This window comes from Hallella mizrahii, from assembly GCF_009695775.1.
In the GTDB taxonomy this organism is placed as follows: Bacteria; Bacteroidota; Bacteroidia; order Bacteroidales; family Bacteroidaceae; genus Prevotella; species Prevotella mizrahii.
Window position 1 is genome coordinate 38656 of record NZ_VUNG01000002.1, and the last position, 22708, is coordinate 61363.

The window sequence follows — 22708 nt, forward strand, 5'->3', positions numbered from 1 at the left end:
AACAGCCTATGATTAAGAAAACCCTTTATTTTGGAAATCCTGCTTATTTATCTCTCGCCAACGGGCAACTTGTCATCAAGTTGCCCGAGGTGGAGAAACAAAGCAATCTGCCGACTGTCTTGAAGAATAGCTCTATAACTACTCTCCCGATAGAGGACTTGGGAATCATCGTACTTGACAACCGGCAGATCACGCTGACACATGGACTCGTAACGGCCTTGATGGCTAATTGCACAGTCATCATCTCTTGTGATGAACATCATCTTCCCTTTGGACTAATGTTGCCAATGATGAGTAACACAACATTCAATGAGCGAGTTCGTTATCAACTGGAGGCTACTCTCCCTCTAAAAAAGCAGTTATGGCAGCAAACCGTCAAAAGAAAGATCGAAAATCAGGCTTATCTCATCGGCACGCGTACTTCCAAGTCCATAGCATATATGCATGTGTGTGCCGATCGGGTTAAGAGTGGTGACAGCGACAACCAAGAAGCTTTGGCCGCAGCCTATTACTGGAAGAATATCTTCCCCGACATTCCTGACTTCATCAGAGGGCAGGATGGTCTTCCACCCAACAATCTGCTCAACTATGGCTACTCTATCCTACGTGCTGTCGTCGCACGCTCTTTAGTCATTAGCGGATTATTGCCAGTGATGGGCATCCATCATCACAACAAATACGACGCTTATTGCCTTGCCGACGACATCATGGAACCCTATCGTCCCTTCGTCGACCAAACAGTCCTCGACATCATGGCAAAGAATGAACAAATAGAAGAGCTAAAAAAAGAAATTAAACGTGATCTTCTCTCAATACCAACAGTAGACGTGAAGATTGGTGGCAAAAGAAGTCCTCTCATGGTGGCCGTGGCCCAAACGACTGCGAGCCTAGCCAAATGCTTTAGTGGAGAATCGAGAAAAATCGCTTATCCTTCGTTTCCATGAAAACCCGACTTAACGAATATCGTGTCATGTGGGTATTAGTACTTTACGACTTGCCTACAGAAACCGTCCAACAACGCAAAGATGCCGCCCTTTTCAGAAAGCACATCATGGGTGATGGTTTCACCATGTTTCAGTTCTCTATCTACCTGCGTCACTGCCCTAGCATGGACAATGCACTGGTACATATTCGCCGTGTGAAGTCCATCTTACCTAAGTACGGCAATGTAGGCATTCTTTGCATCACCGACAAACAGTTCGGCGACATTCAGCTATTCATATGTAAACAAGAGAAAAATACGGCTCAACCCTACCAGCAGCTTGAGCTCTTTTAGAAATACAAAAGGGATTCCCACCCACAAGCGAGAATCCCTTCCTTCATCAACTCCGCTTTTTCTTTTCTACTCTTTGTATTAACTCTTTATTGTTCAACGCATTAAAACATTTGAGCTGTTGATGTCTCTGCAAAGGTAATCAATTTTTTGCTAATCACAACAAAAAGCACCTCCCAAGCTTAGAAGTGCACGCTGTTGATGTCTCTGCAAAGGTAATCAATTTTTTGCTAATCACAACAGGATGCCGTGCGCAACTTCTCGATGCGCTGCTGTTGATGTCTCTGCAAAGGTAATCAATTTTTTGCTAATCACAACAGCTCGCCTTGATCACTTCCACCCACGATAGCTGTTGATGTCTCTGCAAAGGTAATCAATTTTTTGCTAATCACAACGAAGGAAAGCCTTACATGCTGGTAGGCGGAGCTGTTGATGTCTCTGCAAAGGTAATCAATTTTTTGCTAATCACAACCCCTTTTTCCCTTGGAATTGCTGTATCACAGCTGTTGATGTCTCTGCAAAGGTAATCAATTTTTTGCTAATCACAACTAACTCGCCGTGTCCTGTAAATTTCATAGCTGTTGATGTCTCTGCAAAGGTAATCAATTTTTTGCTAATCACAACCGGGAGCGGTCTTTGTTGCCGCCCCCGCTTGCTGTTGATGTCTCTGCAAAGGTAATCAATTTTTTGCTAATCACAACAATGACCGGCGCGGTGATCAGTTCCTTTGGCTGTTGATGTCTCTGCAAAGGTAATCAATTTTTTGCTAATCACAACGCTCTCAATGAGTCTGAAGGTCGTAAATTGGCTGTTGATGTCTCTGCAAAGGTAATCAATTTTTTGCTAATCACAACGGTGTTGACCTTGCGTCCCTGGTCGGTGCTGCTGTTGATGTCTCTGCAAAGGTAATCAATTTTTTGCTAATCACAACATGGTGGGGGCGGTTGTTGGATTCCGTTTGCTGTTGATGTCTCTGCAAAGGTAATCAATTTTTTGCTAATCACAACCTACCTACCACGCAGCGCAAACGGAATCCAGCTGTTGATGTCTCTGCAAAGGTAATCAATTTTTTGCTAATCACAACCAGGGATGATGACCAGCTTCTCAATTTTCCGCTGTTGATGTCTCTGCAAAGGTAATCAATTTTTTGCTAATCACAACGCCTCTATATGTTGGATGCGTGCGCAAATAGCTGTTGATGTCTCTGCAAAGGTAATCAATTTTTTGCTAATCACAACGAATTGCTTGCTGCTCTTAAGGCCTCTGGGGCTGTTGATGTCTCTGCAAAGGTAATCAATTTTTTGCTAATCACAACATATTCTTGCACTACACAATTTAAGAGAGTGCTGTTGATGTCTCTGCAAAGGTAATCAATTTTTTGCTAATCACAACGTGTTCTCGCAACACATCCAGACGACCGCCAGCTGTTGATGTCTCTGCAAAGGTAATCAATTTTTTGCTAATCACAACGGAATCATGCGTTTGGTTAATCCTGCCGCAGCTGTTGATGTCTCTGCAAAGGTAATCAATTTTTTGCTAATCACAACGTGCCAGGCGGGTCAATGGTGGTGTTCTTAGCTGTTGATGTCTCTGCAAAGGTAATCAATTTTTTGCTAATCACAACAAGCCCGACTTGTGAAAGCCGGGCTTTTTTGCTGTTGATGTCTCTGCAAAGGTAATCAATTTTTTGCTAATCACAACGTCTTGGACTCCAAGAAATTGCTTCAGAAAGCTGTTGATGTCTCTGCAAAGGTAATCAATTTTTTGCTAATCACAACTAAGTAGTTGATTTTTCATAACAGTATTTAGCTGTTGATGTCTCTGCAAAGGTAATCAATTTTTTGCTAATCACAACTGGAGAGAGTGGAGAAAAATTAGAATGGAGGCTGTTGATGTCTCTGCAAAGGTAATCAATTTTTTGCTAATCACAACTGAATTAAAGGTTATGTGAAAGTATGGTTGGCTGTTGATGTCTCTGCAAAGGTAATCAATTTTTTGCTAATCACAACACAGAAAATAAAATAGTAAAAAAATGAAATGCTGTTGATGTCTCTGCAAAGGTAATCAATTTTTTGCTAATCACAACGCTTTGTTATCTGCTCTGCCGTGTCTTCATGCTGTTGATGTCTCTGCAAAGGTAATCAATTTTTTGCTAATCACAACCAATATCCTTTGGCAATGTCGGCAGAGGTCGCTGTTGATGTCTCTGCAAAGGTAATCAATTTTTTGCTAATCACAACCTGCCGCAAGAATGTCCTCTGCGCTACGACGCTGTTGATGTCTCTGCAAAGGTAATCAATTTTTTGCTAATCACAACGCCTGAGAAAGACGGTGAGCAAGGACAAGTGTTGTTGATGTCTCTGCAAAGGTAATCAATTTTTTGCTAATCACAACGCAATCTTTATTGCCATATTATTTGATGTGTTGTTGATGTCTCTGCAAAGGTAATCAATTTTTTGCTAATCAAAACGCAAGCTGCACTTGAATACTGGTCAAGTGCGTTGTTGATGTCTCTGCAAAGGTAATCAATTTTTTGCTAATCACAACGTGTCTACTGGTACTCCTCAATCTCCTAGGTTGTTGATGTCTCTGCAAAGGTAATCAATTTTTTGCTAATCACAACAGGCAAGTGAGGAAACCATAATGATCATTTGTTGTTGATGTCTCTGCAAAGGTAATCAATTTTTTGCTAATCACAACAGTTTTCTGTAGCGGTTCATGCAGTGATGCGTTGTTGATGTCTCTGCAAAGGTAATCAATTTTTTGCTAATCACAACGTATAGCGTTTATACTCCGTGCTGCGCGTCGTTGTTGATGTCTCTGCAAAGGTAATCAATTTTTTGCTAATCACAACGACGTTGAAACAGGACCGAGAGACGGCAAGTTGTTGATGTCTCTGCAAAGGTAATCAATTTTTTGCTAATCACAACAAAACAACGTAACTATCACTAAGATTGTAAGCTGTTGATGTCTCTGCAAGAGGTAATCAATTCTTTCCTAATCACAACCGGAGGGGATGCAGGGAGTTATGTTATAAGTAAAAGTAAAAGCATAAAAAGCCCTGGCACGGCTCAGTGTCGGGGCTTTTCTTTCTTATGCGACTAAAAGTCTGTATGTCCTTTATCAGCGGCAGATGACTTTCTTTCCGTTGTGGATGTATATACCACGTGAAGGCTTAGCCACCCGCTGTCCTTGCAGGTTGAACCAGACATCCTGCTTCTCGCCACTCTCAACAGCGTTATTGATAGCTGTCGTCGTGCCGTCGTTGATGCCGATGGCCATGCTCTTGGCACTGGCAGATCCCTGCTGTATCTTGATATGTCCAAAGACAACCTCCAGCCAAGTACCACTGTTACCATAAGCATCTGCCACGGGGGTCCAGCGGAAATGGTAATAACCGGTGTGGTTAGCATAGAAGTTGACGACTCCATAGCTGGCACCATAGGTGTTCGTGTTCAGGCTCTTGCCGACATTGTTGTTGCATCGTATGATTTGCGAACCCAGGCAATTATTGTTCTCGTCAAACACCTCGCACTTCACATAGGGATTTCCTGCCCATCCGATGGCGTAATAGCTGAGGTTGTAGCTTCCCTTTTTGAGTGAAAGTCCGTAGCCGTTGACTGTGCCCACCTCGGCATAAGCGGTCTTCGAAGCGTCGCTCTGACGGATGTAGAGGCCGGTGGGCAGATAACCACCTTGGCTGAACTGGAAGATGCGCGGCCCTGACGCAGCAGAACCTGCAGCAACCTTTTGCCCGGCATCAAGAATATTCCAGCCCTCTGGTACAGTGTTGGCATTTTGGAAGGCCAGTGGATTTCCCTTAAAATAGAGTCCGACATTGCCGACGAGCGCTTCTTCCCAATTACCGCCATTGCCCTTAGCGTCGGCAACCGGCGTGAAGCGCAGTTTGTAGTTGCCTTTGATCATGGAATAGAACGAAAGGTTGATTCGGGTGCTGCCCTTGATGGCTGTACTCTTGGTGCCATTGACGCAGCCGTTGGCTTTGACGATAGTTGAGGCCACCACAGTGTTGGTGGGATCAAACACCTCCACCTTCACGTAAGGATTTCCCTTCCATGCAGTTACGTTGCAATTGAGTTGATACTCACCATAGACGAGTGGCAGCGTATATCCGCTCTGTCCGCCATATTCGATATATCCCGCTTTGTCGGGGCTGATCTCGCGCACATAGAAGGCGGTGACCATGTCTCCACCCTGATAGAACTGCATCACTCTCGGGCCACGGCTCTGACTGCCCACTTGCCGTTGGCTTCCGTTGTCTACGGCTGTCCATCCGGCGGGGATGACATCATTGACGTTGCCCCAGCCCTTGACAAGATTGTCACCGGTAGTAGTAGAGGAAGAACTTGAGGTGTTGCCTGCCGATGACGAGGAAGAGGAAGACTCGCTCTTATGGGCATAGTTCTTCTTGGAATACTCATAATACCAATAGAAGCATGCCTTGGCACAGCACTCTACGTTTTCGTTGAAGTTAGCCTTGATGGTACCATCCTTCAAGAAAGCGTCGATGTCGACATAGTCCTCATTGGAACTCAGCGTCATGCTGATATTGCCAAAGTGATCCATCACAGCCTTCCAAGCATTTCCCCATTTGCTGGTCGACGCGGTGCCCCAGGTGCCATAGTTGCTGGCCACCCACTGTCCGAACTCATTGTATTTTCCTGCTCCTGCTTTCTCCGGACTCCAGTCTATCTCTGAGACGAGGATAGGCTTGGAAGTGACTACCGGCACCTGCTTTTGGAAGTTGCGGATGAAGGTATTGTGATCATAGCTCTTGTCGCTTGCCCCATACCATCCCGGATAGACATGGACAGCATAGCCAAAGTTGCCGTCGGTGATGGGATGCGAGGCATAGTCTTGATATTGGCTTTGATAGCCGGTACCAGGGATCCATATCACGCCCTTAAATCCGTTTTGTCGGATGATATTGACAATCGGCTGGAAATAGTCGTGCAGGGCAGATGATGAAGCTTGACCATATTGATTATAGACATGCACAGGCTCGTTGGCGAGTTCCAAAGATACGACTCCTGAATTGTTCTTGAAGTTGGCATTGCTTGACACAATCCCCCATACCGTTTTGAGGTATTGCTGATAAGCATCGCCTACCTTCAGATCTTTCGGGCATACCCCCGGTGGGCGCACGACGACGTAAAGTCCATGGTTCAACGCCTTCTGAGCAATAGGCCAATAGAGCGTCTGCAGGTACTTACGCAGGCGGTCGGCACTGAACTTCGAGATGTCAGCTTCTCCGCTTGCGTGCCCATTGTTGGTCCAGCAAGGGTCGAGATGCAGTCGGAAGATGTTGCAGTACGTACCCTTGGCAGGGTTTTGAATGGCCCCGAAGACCTTGTCGAAATAGTTGATACAAGCGGCTACCGTGCCGTCGTTGCAGGCTGATCCCCACCGGTAACGGTTGAAATAGGGATTAGGGGTGTCCATCACGCCATGAAGCACAACGGTGTGTCCTCCTTGGTCGACCAATTGCTTGCCACTGACGTGGAGTGGCGCTACCACACCAAACTGGGCAAACGCTCCCATCGGCATCACTGCCATGGTCAGGGATAATAGAAAGTGTTTCATAAAAACAGTTGAATAAAAAATGGTATTAAGATTTTGATTTGCATCGCTTGCAAAATTATGTTTTTTGCTTATTGCTTGCTTTTCAACACGTACCAAAAACTTTATCACCAGTATTTTACCCTAAAATTCTGATTTTAAACATTGTAAACGTCTCACAACCCATAAAAATATGAGAAGAATCACTGTTATTGAAAAAATAGAATGCGCAGTTCTTTACTCATACAATGCGTTATGATATGTCTCGTTCATCTTGATTCTTGGTAAAGTCATTTCTTTCTAACAAAAGATCTTTCGCTACGTAGATTTTAATCATTTTCTACTCAGCGAAAGACCTTTTTCTATAGCATTACAACATTAAGAACATAGCTTTGAGTCCACAAGAACACTGCTTCGAGTCCACAAGAACACTGCTTCGAGTCCACAAGAACACTGCTTCGAGTCCACAAGAACACTGCTTCGAGTCCACGAGAACATAGCTTCGAGTCCACGAGAACATAGCTTCCCAAATTCTTGGCAACAGTTCACTAGTGCCGAGAGAAATATCAAAGCTACTATCTCTTGTTTTCGTCATTGTAACACCCAAATTCCAAGACTGATGACTATATCGACCCAATCATATAGTGCGTGGTTAGGGCAGGGATAAGCCCTGCCCCTATGGTGATACCATCGTCGTCTCCCGATGGGTTCGTAGGGGCGGGTTCATCCCCGCCCTAACTACGACCTCACCGCATGCGGCACCGCTAACAGCGGTAATACTGCCAAAACGAAGTGGATGCCAACTGCCGAAATGAATTTGCTTCTATATAACTAACCCTGTTATATCAACAACTTGTTATCGCCAAAGGGCGATATGGCAGCTGAATAGTTACCCCCGAAAAAATAACGAAAATAGGATAATGTCACGTCAGCACTATAAGACAAAAGATGCCACAAACTCTTCACAAGAATTTGCGGCATCTTCTTCAAATGTGGAGCTGGTGGGATTCGAACCCACGTCCAAACAGGGAAACCATACGCTTTCTACACGTTTATTCCAGCCTTTGGTTTTCGTGCGACGGCAAGACCTGGACCACCAACCGGCGCCTTAGCCTCTAAATTTTCATCCTGCCGTCGAGGCCCGACAAGACTATTTCCGATTTATCTGCACCGCTTGATCCTCAGATTCGGAACAACATCCTTGGAGCGATGTCTCGTCCCATCATCTGATGACGGGATTGAGCCAGTAATCTACTGTACTTCGATTAGGCAGCGAGAGCGTAATTGTTTTCGCCAATTAAATTTTTGTTCACTCAGATTAAAGAGCTAGCCAACGAGGCTCTGCGTGCTTACGTACCATCTCAGCCTGCTGTCAAATCCAGTCAACCCCAAATGATATTCTTTGCAAAGTTAAGAATTTATTTCCATACCACAAAATATTATTAACTATAATTATTGATTTCGCTGGCATCAGTAACAGTTTAGCAAAGAGCACTCACACAGCGTCTCCATGTGAACTAGGCCATATATTACGTTTCTCCCCCGAATAATTGTCGCTATAGACTTTTTGTTGTACCTTTGCATTCGAAAAGAAACCAAGTTTAGTAAAACTTTCTTTTAAACATGCAATATTCTTGCCGAAAGCGAGTTTATAAACATAAAAAGTCAGAATACAAAACAATGAAGAAAATACTCTTGGGACTTGCCCTGTTGCTGATGATTCCATTGTCGATGACAGCTCAGTCGTCTATGACAGACTCACAGGTGGCAGATTATGTGCAGCGCGAGTCTGCCCGAGGCACTTCTCAGGCGCAAATCGTCACTCATCTGATGCAGAGCGGTGTCGACATCTCACAGATCAGAAGGGTAAGACGCGCTTATGAGCAACAAGCTAAAGGCAAAGGACTTGGAAACGTCTCTGAAACCGCGACAACGGGAAACCGGCTGAGAAAGAGCAACGGAAAAACCAAACTGACAAAGGCGCAAACCGAGCAGTACGACAAGCAACGCAACACTGCCACCTCAGGACGCATTCAAGGCAACACACAATGGCAGGATTCCTACGACGAGAACGATCAGGACTTCCTCCAGATGCAACAAGAGGTCAGCGACATCATGCCCACCGACACAGCTACCCTGCTCAAGCAATTACTCTACCAACAGCGCAAGGACAAGCATAAGGTATTCGGACGAGACATTTTCTCGAACAAAAACCTGAGCTTTGAGCCCATCATGAACATCGCCACACCACAAAACTATCGGCTCGGACCGGGCGACGCGGTGAACATCGATGTCTACGGCGCTTCCCAGCGAAGTATCACGGCTACGGTAAGCCCCGACGGCGACATCGTCATCGAGAACTTCGGACCCATCCATGTCGGCGGTCTCTCTGTAGCACAGGCCACCGCACGCATCCGCTCGCAGCTCGGTGCCCGCTACCAAAGCAGTCGCATCAAGCTCTCTTTGGGACAGACACGCACCGTGACCGTCAACGTCATGGGCGAAGTCGTCACACCAGGCACCTACACCCTCTCGGCCTTTGCCAGTGTGTTCAACGCACTGTATATGGCAGGCGGCACCAACGACCTTGGTACACTGCGCAACATCAAGATCTACCGCCACAACCGCCTCATCAGCGTCTGCGACATCTACGACTATATCCTCAACGGCAAGATGACGGGCAACGTACGCCTCAACGACGGCGATGTCATCATCGTGGGTCCCTACGACTGCCTCGTCAACATCACCGGCAAGGTCAAGAGACCGATGTACTACGAGATGAAGCGCAACGAGAGCATCGAGACCTTACTACGCTATGCCGGTGGCTTCACGGGCGATGCCTATAAGAAGGCGGTGCGCGTCAACCGCAAGACAGGACGCGAGTATGCCGTATATAATGTCGAAGAGTTTGACATGAGCTCGTTCCGCGTGGCCGATGGTGACAGCGTCAGCGTGGACTCTATCCTACCCCGTTACCAAAACACGGTAGAGGTCAAAGGAGCCGTCTTCCGTCCGGGCTTGTATCAGCTTGGAGCCGGCATCAACAGCGTGCGCACACTCATCCAGCATGCCGAGGGCCTCACCGAGCAGGCTTTCACCACCCGTGCCGTCATGCACCGCATGAATGCCGACCGCACGCTGCGTGTCATCGCCGTAGATGTGGACGGCATCATGAATGGACGCGTGGCCGACATCCCGCTGAAAGAAAACGACGTGCTCTTCATCCCCTCCAAGGAAGAAGCCATGACCGAGCGTACCATCACCATCAACGGCGAGGTGCACTATCCCGGAATCTATAAATATGCCGACAACGAGACCCTCGAGGACTTTGTGCTTCAGGCCGGAGGACTCAAGGAGACAGCCTCCACAGTAAAGGTGGACGTAGCCCGTCGCATCTCTGATCCCAAGGCACTGACCACAGACAGCGTCATCGCCCGCACCTACAGTTTTGCACTGAAAGACGGCTTCGTCATCGACGGGCAACAGGGCTTTGTGCTCCAGCCCTTCGACGAAGTCTATGTACGCCGTAGCCCCGCCTACAGCATACAGCAGAATGTCACTGTCGACGGCAAGGTGATGTTCCCGGGATCCTATACCATGGCCTACCGCGACATGCGGTTGACCGATCTGGTGAAGATGGCAGGCGGCGTAGCACCCGACGCATATATCAAAGGTGCCCGCATCATGCGTGTACCCACCGAGGCAGAACGCACACGCATGGAGGCCGCCTTCAAGATGCAACAGGAGCAGTTGCGCCAGCAACTCATGCAGTTGGCCGTCAACAGCAATAACAACAGCATCATGCAAAACTCTAACGAGACGCTGCAAAAGCAACTTGAGAAGTTCCAGGTGCCCAATACCTACCCCGTTGGCATAGAACTGGACAAAGCTCTGAAAGATCCCAAGAGCGATGCCAACATCATCCTGCGTGCCGGTGACCGTCTCTTGATTCCGTCATACACAGCGACGGTGAAGATCAATGGTGCCGTGATGTATCCCAACACGGTCAGCTATCAGCGTGGAGAGAGCGTCCGCCACTATCTCGATGCCGCAGGCGGCTTCGCGCAGAACGCACGTAAGAGTGGCGTATACATTATATATATGAATGGCATGGTCGGCAAGGTCAGCCGTGGTGCCAAGGTAGAGCCAGGCTGTGAGATCGTCGTGCCCTCGAAGCTCACCCGAAAGATGAGCGTGGCAGAGACGATGAGTCTCGGCTCCAGCTTGTCGAGCATCGCAGCTATGATCGCTACCATCGCCAACCTGTCGAAATAAATATTAGATTCAGACATACCGGGCACGTGCCCAGCCAAGCAGACGACTCTGCGACCTCACCCCCTCTGAAGTCAGATGTGGACTCTTCTCCTTCGCTCCGCCTCCGGCGGCAGTCACCCTCACCACAATGATGAGGGGAGGAGAAGAAGTATCCCGTCATCAAACCGCACAGGCACCTGCAAGCTCATACATGCCCCGACAACTCTTCGCCACACGATGAGCGACACCTACATTCTGAATGTACGCATCATCCATTCAAAAGATGATGAAAAAAATTACACTTCCTAAGATTGACCATAATTTCAAATATCAGAGAAAGTAATAAAAGTAGTTATTGGGGCCTTGCCAAAAGATGTGGACTTTGATAAGGAGACTGAGAATATGTGGGAGGACTTAGCCAAATGAATATCTTACTTGAGTAAAATGGTCAACAACACAAGTCGGGAGCATTGGATAGACCTGCTCCGCGGATGCTGTATGCTGGCCATCCTGCTTTTTCATACGGAGAGCTATATGGCAGGAGAGGCACTCATCCCTTACTATATCTATGTTGGCGATGCGCTGGTGATTTTCTTCTATCTTTCAGGCTACCTGATATACCGTCCGGAAGGATTCTCGCTGCGCCACAAAATGCGATCCATTTTGCAGCGGCTTGTCATTCCTTACCTGGCATTCACTACGCTGATGGCGGTACCCAAAGCACTCGCTCATGGAATGACTCTATCCGGAAGAACGGTGGGACTTCTCTTAGAGAGCATCGTCCTCGGCCAAGTCTCATGGTTTGTTGCTGCACTCATCGTAGCAGAACTTGTCTTCTCACTCATCCTTCATGTAAGCAGAGAGAACATTTGGGCGGTAGTTCTGATAGCTGTTCTCGGACTCCCAACCAGTCTTTTCGCCTCACATCATGTAGGTGAATGCTGTGTGTGGCAACTGAATCAGGCGCTATTGGCCCTCAGTTACCTCGCCTTGGGCTACGGCATCCACAGGATGAAGAATAATCTTTCTATCCAGAGAGAATGGAATTGTACAAATCAGGGGAGAGATTTTCTCTTCCCATTTCGCTTCTACTCTCTACCAAACGGAGTGAGGAAACAGCTCTGTTCATCCCTCAAGGCAACGATGCTTATAGCGGCACTGGCAGCGTTGATGATAATAAAAGGACTGGAGAGAAAATCCGGAGGCAACTTCATACTATGCCCGCTTCAGATCAGTCATGGAGTGCTATTTGCTGCAGACAGTCTCCTCGCCGTCTTTTTGACCACTGAAGTATGCCAGAGTTTGGAGCAACTCTGTCTTCACACGTCCAAAGCCATGAACTCTTTGGAAGCCACGACAAGAAGACTTCTGTGGCTTCTCGAACACACTGGACGGCAATCGCTCGTATACTATTTCTTCTGTGGCGGCATTCCCCTCCTTGTGAGTCGCGTACTGCCACATATCGGGCTAACATATCATGACAACTATGGCATCATCCTGTTAGCATTTGCTTTGGTATATCTCGTCACAGGCATTCTGGCCGACCTATGCTATCGCTTTTGCCCTCAGCTCGCGGGCAGCAGGAGCCAGAAAGACAAAACATAAAAAAATGAAATCTCAAGATAAATCCAACTTCTATGCCCTAAAGGACACAATAGAGATGACCCGGATTGGGGAAACTGATAAATGGGGGGATGAGGACAACATAGCCATAATAAAACAATAGTTATTTGCTCTAATGAATATATACGACATACACCAGAAATGGACAGAATGGAGGAGAAAAAAGAAGAAGTCAATGACTGAACAAAACATAAACAGACAGAACGACCCTACTATGCAGAACTCTGTAGAAGAACAGCAGAACACTTCACAAGACCCCTCTCTCAACTCAGATGTTATCGACCTGAGAGTTATCTTCAAAAGAATATGGGCAAAAAAAATATGGTACGCCATCGCTATTCCGATCGTGGCAGTCGTCTCTGCCATTATCATTTGTGATGTTCCACGCTACTATACTTCAGAAACGACTATGGCTCCAGAGATAGAAATACCATCCAACTCCGGAAGTACCCTAAGTAATTTAGCCTCATCCATGGGATTTGACATTAATCAGGTTCAAACCACAGATGCTATACAGCCAACGCTCTATCCAGATTTGATGAACGATAATGGCTTCGTCACATCGTTATTCAACATTAAAATTAAAACTGTTGATGATAGTCTGAAAACAACATTTTATAACTACCTTCGCTATCACCAAAAGCATTCATGGTTAAGTAAGCAGGGCAATAAACTCAAAAAAATATTTGCGTCAAAGAAAGACTCAGAGACAAAAGCCGCAAAAAATACATTTGATCCTTATCACCTTTCAAAGACAGACAATAATGTAGTTGAAGCTATCCGAAGCAGCGTAACCATTGATTTAGACAAAAAGACCGGGGTTATCTCTATCTCTACGCAAGCACAGGATCCCGTTGTATGCCAGATTATTGCTGATTCGGTTAGAAACCGTCTGCAAGCTTTCATTACTAACTACAGAACCAGCAAGTGCCGGCGCGATGTCGAATACTATCAGAAGCTTGCCAACGATGCTCGAGTCACCTATGAGAAGACACGCCACCAGTATGCCACCATCTCCGATGAGAATATGGATCTGTTATTGGAAACAGAAAAGTCGAAGGTGGAAGATCTTGAAAACACCATGCAGTTGCAATACAATAACTACACCACAACCATGACCCAGCTCGACGCTGCACGCGCCAAGCTCCGCCAATACACCCCCGTATTCACTACCATTGAGGGTGCCGCCGTGCCCCTGAAACCAGCCGGACCGAAAAGGATGATTTTTGTGGCTGCCATGATGATAATAACTTTTATGATCATTTCTCTCATTTGCCTGAAAGACCTCATCCTTTCAGAGTAACGCTCCCCAGATGCAAGAAGAAAGAAAGACCAAAAAGATAGCCTCCAACACCATCATTCTGTTTATAAGAATGATGGCGATAATGGTTATCAACCTTTACGCCGTCAGAGTGGTGCTGAATGGACTGGGACAAGAAGACTACGGCATCTTCAACGCCATCGCTGGCGTTGTGCTCACCAGCACATTCATCAGCAGCAGTCTTGCCATCGCCATTCAGCGATTCTACTCCTTTGCTCTCGGCCAGCACCAAAGCGACAGACTCCAGAGTATATTTTCGGCAAGCATCAATATAGTTGTCGTCTTGGCTGTCATCATCATCGTCGTCTTTGAAACCGCAGGCATATGGTTTATAGAACACAGGATGACCATTCCCCTATACCGTATGGACGCTGTCCACTGGCTATTTCAAATGGCACTCTTTACCTTTACCCTCTCTTTCCTGCAAATACCATTTACGGCTTCCATCTTTGCCAATGAAGACATGGGCTACTACGCCGGCATCTCGTTTCTGGAATGTATCGGAAGGCTCTTAGTTGCTCTACTCATTGCCTCTGCACCTTTGGATAGACTGATGTTCTATAGCAGTGGACTGTTATTGGTGGCCTTGCTCACCTTCTCTTCCTATGGAGCACTAGCTATCTACAAATATGGCTACTGCCGTTACAATAAAATAAAAGACAAAGGCATATACAAGCAACTACTGTCTTTCTCCGGCTGGACCATCTATGGCACCTTTACCGGAGTAGGCCTCATACAGGGACATGCCATTCTTCTCAACATGTTTTTCGGTCCCTTGGCCAATGCTGCCTTCAGTATTGCCAACCAAGCGTACAATGCTTTCAACACACTGTCAAACAGCATTGTACTGGCATTCAGACCCGCCATGATAAAAGCATATTCGGGAGAAGACAAAAGCTATCTTGACACACTCTTTCAAATAAGCAACAAATTTATTCTGTATCTGCTCATTGCGGTGAGTATCCCCTTCATCTGTGAAACTCGTGAAATTCTCTATCTATGGCTTGGAAGGCACAACACCACGGAGCTCACAGTACTGATGACTCGGTTGTTCGCTGTTTACTGTGTTTGTCAGACCATCCATAACCCCATCACCATCATCATTCAGGCTACGGGAAAAATAAAATATTACTATTCCTGCGTAGAGAGTGTCACGGTGTTGGCCATCCCCGTCTCATGGCTGTTGTTTCACCTGAGATTTCCCGTCTTTTTCGGTTTTGTCAGCATCATAGCGTTCTGCATCTTCGCTCACGGACTCAGACTGGCTTTTTTAAAACACTACTATTCCTCTTTCAACTTGTGCCATTATATAATGCAATTCATTTTGCCTGCCACTATCGTTGCTGCTGCCGTCCTGTTCATCACCCGATATGCCAGAGAGCTCTTCCACGCCGAATCCGCAGGTTATCTGCTGCAAATCTTCCTTGTCTTTGCTACGTCTGTGCCCAGTACCCTTGTCCTGACCTATCTCCTGGGGTTAACCCACACCGAGAAACAGGAATTGCGCAATTACGTCAAAGGCATTGCAAGAAAATATTTGTAACATGGGAATAACTATCCTCATCACTTTCGGCTTTGTTACCCTACTGGCTCTGTTAGAGGAATACCTCCATGAATATAGGAGGGTCATATATCTTGTCCTTACTATATTTCTCATACTGTTGGCAGGGGGGCGGAAGGTTGGTATAGACCCTGACTCCATCAACTATGAGCAAAGCTATCTCCACTACGACGACATCAACGCTCTGAAAATGGTGGAGTACTCTTTCGTACTGCTCTCGGAGATCTTCAACCATTTCACACATGACGTTCACATCCTATTTCTCTTCTATGCGATTATTGGCGTAGGAATAAAGATGTATGCTTTCACGAAGCTGTCGAAGAGATGGTTCCTGCCCGTCATGGTGTATCTCAGCTATTACTACACCATGCACGACTGTATGCAGATGAGAACCGGCATCCTATCGGCAATGTTGTTGATGGCCTTATACGAAATAGGGCAAAAAAGAAAATGGAGAGCCCTCGCCTTCATCGTCATAGGATCTGTTTTCCATATGTCGGGATTGATTGCATTGCCACTTCTATTCCTCTCTAACCATCAAATTACCAAAAGACAAACATATGCTTGGATTGCATTGGTAGTCACTGGGTATCTCATCTTCCTAAGTGGTTTCTCCTTCAATGTAGGAGGTGTGAATGTACCATATATCAGCTCAAAAATAGGATCTTATCAGGCCGCCACAGAAAGCGGAAGAGGCGACGCTTTTGCGTCGGTCAACGTCTTCAGCCCACTACGGCTCTTCATCCTCCTTCTGTTTTTGTATCTTAGCTTTTTTCGACAGACAATCATACTGCACTACCCATGCTTTCCTATCCTCTTCAAAGTGTTCGCTTTGGGCATCTTCAGTTACACAGCCTTTGCATTCTTCCCCGTAATTGCACAGCGCTTTGCAATGCTTTTCGAGATTGTCACCACCATTCTCTATGCCGGCATATTCTACACCATCAAACCAAGATGGGCATCTCTGAGCATTCTGTCGTTGGTCTGTCTGCTCCTCATGAATTATAGCCTATGTAACTTGGGCTTAATCTTATTCTGGAAAGTATAAGAAAATTACTGATGATCACCGGGCACTTGCTTGCGACGTCCACCTAGGCTCCCTCAACGGAACTGGGGGAAGTCAAAAGATATGTCTATAAGGATTCCTCTGCAAGAGATTCCGGGGGTTAGATGCTTTTCCACCATCACCTATCCGGCAGATCAACTCTCTGGTGAAAAGTTTGTCTCCATTGGCAGCATACAATCCTGAAAAAGCACATCAGGCTCATGGCGATATCGGATATTAAATCGCTCCAATGCCGTTCTCACCCATGACGTGCCACCCTATTGCGTGGCTGCAGGGATCCCATCTAAAATTGTTAAAGTAATCATGTATGAATCATGAAAGCAAGAGTTATAGCTTACTACCTTCCACAATACCACCCTATCCCAGAAAATGACAAGGCTTGGGGACCCGGATTCACGGAATGGACAAATGTAGCCCAGGCAAAGCCTCTGTTCCGAGGACATCACCAGCCTAAGATTCCAGCAGACCTTGGATTTTACGACTTGCGCCTTCCCGAAACGCGAGAGCAACAGGCTCTCATGGCAAAGGAGTGTGGTATAGAAGGCTTCTGCTACTATCATTATTGGATGGGGAATGGCAAACTACTGCTACAGCGTCCTTTCGAAGAGGTACTGGCATCTGGCAAGCCCGACTTTCCCTTCTGTCTTTGCTGGGCCAACCACGAATGGACCACTCGCACTTGGAAAAAAGACGGAAAGCCCATGGTTATAGCTCCCATGCTCTATCCCGGAACAGAGGACTACATAGCCCACTTCAAATATGTGTTACCAGCATTCAAAGACCATAGATATATTACCGTGGAGAGCAAACCGCTATTCTGCATCTACGATCCCTATCATTTCAAGGATGTCTCATTCTTTATTAGCACATGGCGAGAGCTAGCTATTAACAACGGACTGCCGGGAATCTATTTCACCGCTTTAATCAATAACACATCCACCATAAAACGCCGCGACGACGGAACACTGGAACGGGTGGTACCCGACTTGAGAGAAAGTAAAGACGTCTTCGACAACATTCTCAAACTTGGATTCGACGGAATTAATTCCTTTGGTAAGTCACGGGGAGAAATGCTCTATCAGGGGATGATGGGAAGAACCTTCAGAAAAGTGCTCCACAAAAAACTGCCTTTTTTACCCGCAATGACACTTAACTACCCTCATGTAGTGAAAAACTTCTTTGCGCCCGAGGATTCCTGGGAGAATGTGTTCCCCACCATCATGCCAAACTGGGATCGCACACCACGAGCTGGAAAAGCTGAGGGCGTTTACATCAATGCAACTCCAGAGCACTTCAAATCTCACCTGCTGAATGCGCTGAAGGTTATTGCCAACAAAGACGACGAGCACAGAATTCTTTTCCTCAAATCGTGGAACGAATGGGGTGAGGGAAACTACGTGGAACCAGACACTAAGTATGGGCACGGATATCTCAATGCTTTGAAAGAATGCCTCCTATGAAACTCTGCATCATGAAACAAGACATTCTCTACATTGATCCACAGTCTTATGGCAACCTAGCGGCATACGACTACAATCTCCTGACTAACACGCAAAAGGATATCCTTTATATCCACAGTCAGAAATATGATTACAAAGCAATGAACTTACCCGGGAAACCGTGGTTTAAATACAACAAGCTGCATTCTTCCCTTGCCAAAGTTCTCAGCTATGCTCTGACTTATGCCAAGATATTCTGTCTGATTATGTGCTGGAGACCACGTATCATCCATGTACAATGGTTTAAAATGCCAACCTTCGACTACTATTTCTATAAATGGACAAAAAGGCTCTTTCGCTTCAGACTCGTCTTCACTGCACATAACGTTCTCCCCCACAATTCCGGTAAACGCTATCAGAGTATCTACGGAAAGCTATATGCCATTTGCGATGCCATCGTCGTGCACACATCTTGCACCAAAAAGGAAATACATCAAATGTTCCATATCGGCAAAGAAAAAATACATGTCATAGAACACGGAATACTGAAGATACCCGTTGATATACAACGATATGAACAGAGCCTTCAACTGTATCGACAGAAATATCATCTCCAGGGAAAGATCGTTTTTGTTTCCTTGGGAGAACAAAGTCCTTATAAAGGCATTGACCTACTAGCAAAAATATGGACACAAAACAAAGAACTCTATGACAACGATGACATCTGCCTCCTCCTTGTAGGAAAACAGAAAGAAATCAACCTTCGCCAAGTGGCAAACTGCAAAAATGTAATCGTGGAAAACCGGCACATACCCAACGACGAGTTTCTGTATCTGCTAAGGGCAGCAGACGTGTACCTCCTCCCGTATCGGCAAATCTCTCAAAGCGGAGCCTTACTGACCGCCATATCTGAAAGAATTCCGGTACTGGTCAGCAGGGTGGGCGGACTGACAGACCCTTTAAAAATAGCCCCAATCGGTTGGGAAATAGATAAACTCGATGAAAAAGGACTTAAAGAGGCTCTGATGTCAATCATAAAGGCACCCAAAAAAATAAAAGATATCAAGGAAAACTTTCAAGCCTGGGAAAAAGTTGCTGAGCACTATTCTTGGAAAAGAATAGGTAATGAAACGACAAAGCTCTACAACACAATGATAGGACAATCGTAAGTATGGAAAACATAGAGCTCATCCCCACCGGTGGCTTGTGCAACAGAATGAGAGCCATAGCAACCAGCATATCAATTGCGCAACGCTACCACGCAAATCTGAAAATTTATTGGAACAATACAATAGGGCTAAAAGCCGACTTCTCTGAACTTTTCGAGCCTTTTCAGATTCCTCACATAGAAGTACACGAAAATAAAAAATGGCTTTACCGTATCAACGGCAGAAAAGATTATCTGTTGAAGTCTGCATACTTTCATTTTCGCGGGAAGGTATTTTTCAATTACAGCCTTTACAGGGAAGGCAATAATATCTTCCCCCTCACTGATAAGGTCCGACAAAAGAGACTCATCCTTATCACTTGTTATCCAATGTGTGAGCAAAATAACATGAAAAATTTGTTCGTGCCCGTACCAAAGATTAGAAAGGAGATAGAACTCGTTACCAGTAAGTTCAACGAAGACACCATTGGCATACATATCAGACGCACCGATAATAAGACATCCATAATCAACTCTCCCGTCAGTAAGTTCATTGAACTGATGAAAAAGGAAGTGGCTGCCAACCCAAATACAACTTTCTATCTGGCCACAGATGACCATAGCGTCAAACAAGAAATAACTGCACTGTTTGGCAACCGTATCTTTACCCAAAACGAAGAAGCCGACAGAAACAGTATCCGGGGGATGGTCTTCAGTGTCGTAGAGCTGTTCTGCCTCAGCAAGACAAGAAAGATATATGGCAGCTACGCCTCTTCCTATTCCCAAACGGCAGCCATATTGGGAGGATCAGAATATATTCAAGTGACAAAAGACCTTTAACGGATACGCTTATAAACCCGAACCCAATCAAATTGTGTCTCATACACGGCATGGGTGTCTGGCTCGTGCCACCCTTCCTTACCCACACTCTGGTCGAGAATGATAAAGAAATCCCTGTCAAAACTCCATTGACCCTCGTTTTCTCCATCCTGGTACGGCAATCGTGTATATTTTCCCGTGACAACACCGTCTAAAGAAAACACAACTTGATTCTGATCCCACTCAACGGCATAGATATGCCATTTGCTTAAGTCGACCTTCGTAGAAAAAGAATGTTTGGGACAATTTTTCTTCAGTATCTCCGACCGATGGCTATGAACGGTCTGACGCGCTAATCCGTCCTTGCCAAAGGCCTCGAAGATGTCGAATTCCGCATAGGTGTAGGGATGACCATCGTCTACAGGTCTCATCCATACAGCCGGGAAATTTCCCTCCTTAACACAGGTTCTTAATCTCACCTCTATCTTCCCATATCGGATACTAAACCGCCCTTTGGTGTCTATCGATCCCGTCAGCATCTTTGCTGTGTCACTCATCTCTGAATCATTAGGGATAGCCCGGCAACATAACTTACCTTTCTTAATAAATGCCACTTTGCCAGAATTACTGTTCCACCGAGCACAGATGTTGTTGGCACGCTCCCGAAACCTCCACTTCGTGCTGTCGGGCAAGCTGCCATCACATTGGTTAAACTCATCACAAAATACAAGTCTGTACTTTCTCGAAGCATACTCACGCTGTTCTTCCGCCTTCACCAACACGCGGAATGAGAAAAACAGGAAATAGGCTATCAACAAGCCTTGACTTAGAATAGTAATGCCCTTCTTCATTGCCGTATCTTTATTTTTAAATACAAAGGTAACAATATAATATTGGCCGACAAAACCGATAACGCATTTTCTTGAAAACAACAACAATGAATGAATTAGTTTCAGTCATCATGCCAACATACAACACGGTGGCCTTCTTGGAGAAAAGCATCAATAGTGTACTTTCCCAAACTTATCCCCATATTGAGTTGTTGATTACCGACGATCATTCCTCCAATCCGCAAACCCACAAGATTCTCCAAAAATACGCAGAATCTCCCAAGGTAGACATCATTTTCCTAAACGAAAACCATGGTGCTGCCTTTGCCAGAAACGAGTCAATCCGCCGAGCCCGCGGACGCTATATTGCTTTCTGCGACAGCGACGACGTTTGGTTCCCTGACAAAATAGAGAAACAACTCATTTACATGCAAAGAACAGAATGCGCTCTATGCTGCTCCTCCTATTTGCTAATCGACGAGCACGACAACCATTGCAGTATCAGAATACCGCCACGACGCATCTCATTCAGAATGGAAGAAAAAGATAACAAAATTGGATGTTCCACAGCCATTTATGACACCCAAGCCTTTGGCGGCAAAGTGATGATGCCACAACTGAGGAAGCGGCAAGATTGGGGTTTTTTTCTCACTCTACTAAGAGATTGCAAATGTGCTTTTGGAATCCAGCGTCCATTAGCTTATTACCGCATAAGGAGCGACTCTGTATCAAGCAACAAACTTAAGCTGATCGGATACAATCTAAAAGTATATACCGATGTGCTCAACTACTCTTTAGGCAAGGCTTTGGTCTATTTACTATTTTTATTCCTGCCTACCTACTTGATTAAAAGGATAAAAAGAAAAAAAATCAAAAAGAAATTCTTGAAAAGTTCTGTATACTCTAGTCATTTATCCCAATCACCATGCAATATTAATACATCTACAACGTTATAAAAAGAAATTAACGATAGAAAGACTAAATGGAAACAGCAACCTGCAAAAAAGATAACGCTAAAGATTCCGCAGAAGAAAAGGGGTCTAACACTAGAACGATTCCACCATACATCAAATGGAATGATGACAAGGACAACCCACGGTTCATCCCTGATGGTATGAACACATTTGAGCGTAACACCAAAAGGGTTGGAGATTGTCTTATAGCTGCTGTTTCTCTTATTATCTTCTCACCGCTCTTCCTCATATGCTATTTTTTGGTCAAGAATGAGGATGGCGGGCCGGCTATCTTCAAGCAGGAACGCATCGGACGCTTTGGCAGGCCTTTCACCATTTATAAGTTTCGCAGCATGAGAGTGGACGCAGAGAAGGACGGGCCTCAACTCTTCGCCCATAAGAAAGATAAACGCATGACGCACATCGGGCGTTTCCTGCGCGATCATCACCTCGACGAGCTGCCTCAGCTTTGGAATGTCTTCAAGGGTGACATGGCGTTTATCGGGCCACGGCCGGAACGGAAGTACTACATCGACCAGATCATGCAGCACGACCCACGATATGTCTACCTCTATCAGATCAGACCGGGAGTGACTTCCTATGCCACCTTATATAATGGATATACCGACACAATGGAGAAGATGCTCAAGCGACTGGATCTCGACCTCTACTATCTGGAGCACCGCTCGTGGTGGTTCGACGCAAAGATACTCGTCAAGACCTTTATCAACATCGCCTTCGGAAAAGTGTTTTGAGGACAGAGAGAACAGAAAGAGGAAAAAAGACAAAAGGAACAGATATTGAGTCATTCTAAGACAGAAAGGCAAAAAATACAGATGCTG

The 22708-nt window shown here is 45.8% G+C and carries 14 protein-coding genes, 1 other RNA gene and 1 CRISPR repeat array; of the genes, 12 read left to right on the forward strand and 3 right to left on the reverse strand.

What is annotated here, in order from left to right:
• Window positions 1-8 precede the first annotated feature (8 nt).
• The gene (gene cas1, locus FYJ73_RS01085) at window positions 9-944 is read left to right on the forward strand and encodes a type II CRISPR-associated endonuclease Cas1 (RefSeq protein ID WP_154532767.1); all 936 of its coding nucleotides are present in this window, start codon (window positions 9-11) and stop codon (window positions 942-944) included.
• Window positions 941-1276: a CRISPR-associated endonuclease Cas2 gene (gene cas2, locus FYJ73_RS01090; protein WP_154532769.1), complete on the forward strand. Its 336-nt coding sequence runs from the start codon at window positions 941-943 to the stop codon at window positions 1274-1276. The genes cas1 and cas2 overlap by 4 nt, the downstream gene beginning before the upstream one ends.
• Before the next feature lie 114 nt (window positions 1277-1390).
• A CRISPR array of direct repeats spans window positions 1391-4203; the repeat unit is 47 nt; unit sequence GCTGTTGATGTCTCTGCAAAGGTAATCAATTTTTTGCTAATCACAAC.
• Window positions 4204-4396: 193 nt separating this feature from the next.
• On the opposite strand, the gene FYJ73_RS01095 is transcribed toward cas2, so the two are convergent.
• Both FYJ73_RS01095 and ssrA read right to left on the reverse strand, forming a co-directional pair.
• Complete coding sequence (locus tag FYJ73_RS01095; RefSeq protein WP_154532771.1) at window positions 4397-6877, reverse strand: cellulase family glycosylhydrolase; 2481 nt, start codon at window positions 6875-6877, stop codon at window positions 4397-4399.
• Window positions 6878-7843: 966 nt separating this feature from the next.
• Window positions 7844-8243: a transfer-messenger RNA gene (gene ssrA / locus FYJ73_RS01100) on the reverse strand.
• A gap of 290 nt (window positions 8244-8533) precedes the next feature.
• On the opposite strand from ssrA, the gene FYJ73_RS01105 reads away from it, so the two are divergent.
• The 8 genes from FYJ73_RS01105 (at window position 8534) to FYJ73_RS01140 (ending at window position 20104) form a co-directional block, all read left to right on the forward strand.
• Window positions 8534-11128, forward strand: a complete 2595-nt coding sequence (locus FYJ73_RS01105; RefSeq protein WP_154532773.1) for an SLBB domain-containing protein — start codon at window positions 8534-8536, stop codon at window positions 11126-11128.
• Window positions 11129-11551: 423 nt separating this feature from the next.
• Window positions 11552-12712, forward strand: a complete 1161-nt coding sequence (locus tag FYJ73_RS01110; RefSeq protein ID WP_154532775.1) for an acyltransferase family protein — start codon at window positions 11552-11554, stop codon at window positions 12710-12712.
• Window positions 12713-12944: 232 nt separating this feature from the next.
• Window positions 12945-14033, forward strand: a complete 1089-nt coding sequence (locus tag FYJ73_RS01115; RefSeq protein WP_154532777.1) for a Wzz/FepE/Etk N-terminal domain-containing protein — start codon at window positions 12945-12947, stop codon at window positions 14031-14033.
• A 10-nt stretch (window positions 14034-14043) separates the two neighbouring features.
• Window positions 14044-15594 (forward strand): lipopolysaccharide biosynthesis protein, encoded by a 1551-nt coding sequence (locus FYJ73_RS01120; RefSeq protein ID WP_206081659.1) that lies wholly within the window; start codon window positions 14044-14046, stop codon window positions 15592-15594.
• 1 nt (window position 15595) lies between these two features.
• Window positions 15596-16660, forward strand: a complete 1065-nt coding sequence (locus FYJ73_RS01125) for an EpsG family protein (RefSeq protein WP_154532779.1) — start codon at window positions 15596-15598, stop codon at window positions 16658-16660.
• A 332-nt stretch (window positions 16661-16992) separates the two neighbouring features.
• Entirely contained in the window at window positions 16993-18138 is a 1146-nt protein-coding gene (locus FYJ73_RS01130) for a glycosyltransferase WbsX family protein (protein WP_154532781.1), read from the forward strand.
• 11 nt (window positions 18139-18149) lie between these two features.
• Window positions 18150-19286, forward strand: coding sequence for a glycosyltransferase family 4 protein (locus FYJ73_RS01135; protein WP_206081660.1), 1137 nt, complete (start codon window positions 18150-18152; stop codon window positions 19284-19286).
• Window positions 19287-19672: 386 nt separating this feature from the next.
• On the forward strand, window positions 19673-20104 hold the full coding sequence (locus FYJ73_RS01140; protein WP_154532785.1) for an O-fucosyltransferase family protein: 432 nt from the start codon (window positions 19673-19675) through the stop codon (window positions 20102-20104).
• On the opposite strand, the gene FYJ73_RS01145 is transcribed toward FYJ73_RS01140, so the two are convergent.
• Window positions 20101-20934: a glycoside hydrolase family 16 protein gene (locus FYJ73_RS01145; protein ID WP_154532787.1), complete on the reverse strand. Its 834-nt coding sequence runs from the start codon at window positions 20932-20934 to the stop codon at window positions 20101-20103. The two genes, FYJ73_RS01140 and FYJ73_RS01145, sit on opposite strands and share 4 nt — an antisense overlap.
• 86 nt (window positions 20935-21020) lie before the next feature.
• Between FYJ73_RS01145 and FYJ73_RS01150 the strand changes: the two genes are divergently transcribed.
• Window positions 21021-21869 (forward strand): glycosyltransferase family 2 protein, encoded by an 849-nt coding sequence (locus FYJ73_RS01150; RefSeq protein WP_154532789.1) that lies wholly within the window; start codon window positions 21021-21023, stop codon window positions 21867-21869.
• 158 nt (window positions 21870-22027) lie between these two features.
• Window positions 22028-22621: a sugar transferase gene (locus tag FYJ73_RS01155; RefSeq protein WP_235899169.1), complete on the forward strand. Its 594-nt coding sequence runs from the start codon at window positions 22028-22030 to the stop codon at window positions 22619-22621.
• The last annotated feature ends 87 nt before the right edge of the window (window positions 22622-22708 follow it).

What these genes read in the sequence shown, in the direction of transcription:
- cas1 (WP_154532767.1), top strand. Translation starts at nt 9, where the DNA reads ATGATTAAGAAAACCCTTTATTTTGGAAATCCTGCTTATTTATCTCTC.
- cas2 (WP_154532769.1), top strand. Translation starts at nt 941, where the DNA reads ATGAAAACCCGACTTAACGAATATCGTGTCATGTGGGTATTAGTACTT.
- FYJ73_RS01095 (WP_154532771.1), bottom strand. Translation starts at nt 6,877, where the DNA reads ATGAAACACTTTCTATTATCCCTGACCATGGCAGTGATGCCGATGGGA.
- FYJ73_RS01105 (WP_154532773.1), top strand. Translation starts at nt 8,534, where the DNA reads ATGAAGAAAATACTCTTGGGACTTGCCCTGTTGCTGATGATTCCATTG.
- FYJ73_RS01110 (WP_154532775.1), top strand. Translation starts at nt 11,552, where the DNA reads ATGGTCAACAACACAAGTCGGGAGCATTGGATAGACCTGCTCCGCGGA.
- FYJ73_RS01115 (WP_154532777.1), top strand. Translation starts at nt 12,945, where the DNA reads ATGCAGAACTCTGTAGAAGAACAGCAGAACACTTCACAAGACCCCTCT.
- FYJ73_RS01120 (WP_206081659.1), top strand. Translation starts at nt 14,044, where the DNA reads ATGCAAGAAGAAAGAAAGACCAAAAAGATAGCCTCCAACACCATCATT.
- FYJ73_RS01125 (WP_154532779.1), top strand. Translation starts at nt 15,596, where the DNA reads ATGGGAATAACTATCCTCATCACTTTCGGCTTTGTTACCCTACTGGCT.
- FYJ73_RS01130 (WP_154532781.1), top strand. Translation starts at nt 16,993, where the DNA reads ATGAAAGCAAGAGTTATAGCTTACTACCTTCCACAATACCACCCTATC.
- FYJ73_RS01135 (WP_206081660.1), top strand. Translation starts at nt 18,150, where the DNA reads ATGAAACAAGACATTCTCTACATTGATCCACAGTCTTATGGCAACCTA.
- FYJ73_RS01140 (WP_154532785.1), top strand. Translation starts at nt 19,673, where the DNA reads ATGAAAAATTTGTTCGTGCCCGTACCAAAGATTAGAAAGGAGATAGAA.
- FYJ73_RS01145 (WP_154532787.1), bottom strand. Translation starts at nt 20,934, where the DNA reads ATGAAGAAGGGCATTACTATTCTAAGTCAAGGCTTGTTGATAGCCTAT.
- FYJ73_RS01150 (WP_154532789.1), top strand. Translation starts at nt 21,021, where the DNA reads ATGAATGAATTAGTTTCAGTCATCATGCCAACATACAACACGGTGGCC.
- FYJ73_RS01155 (WP_235899169.1), top strand. Translation starts at nt 22,028, where the DNA reads ATGAACACATTTGAGCGTAACACCAAAAGGGTTGGAGATTGTCTTATA.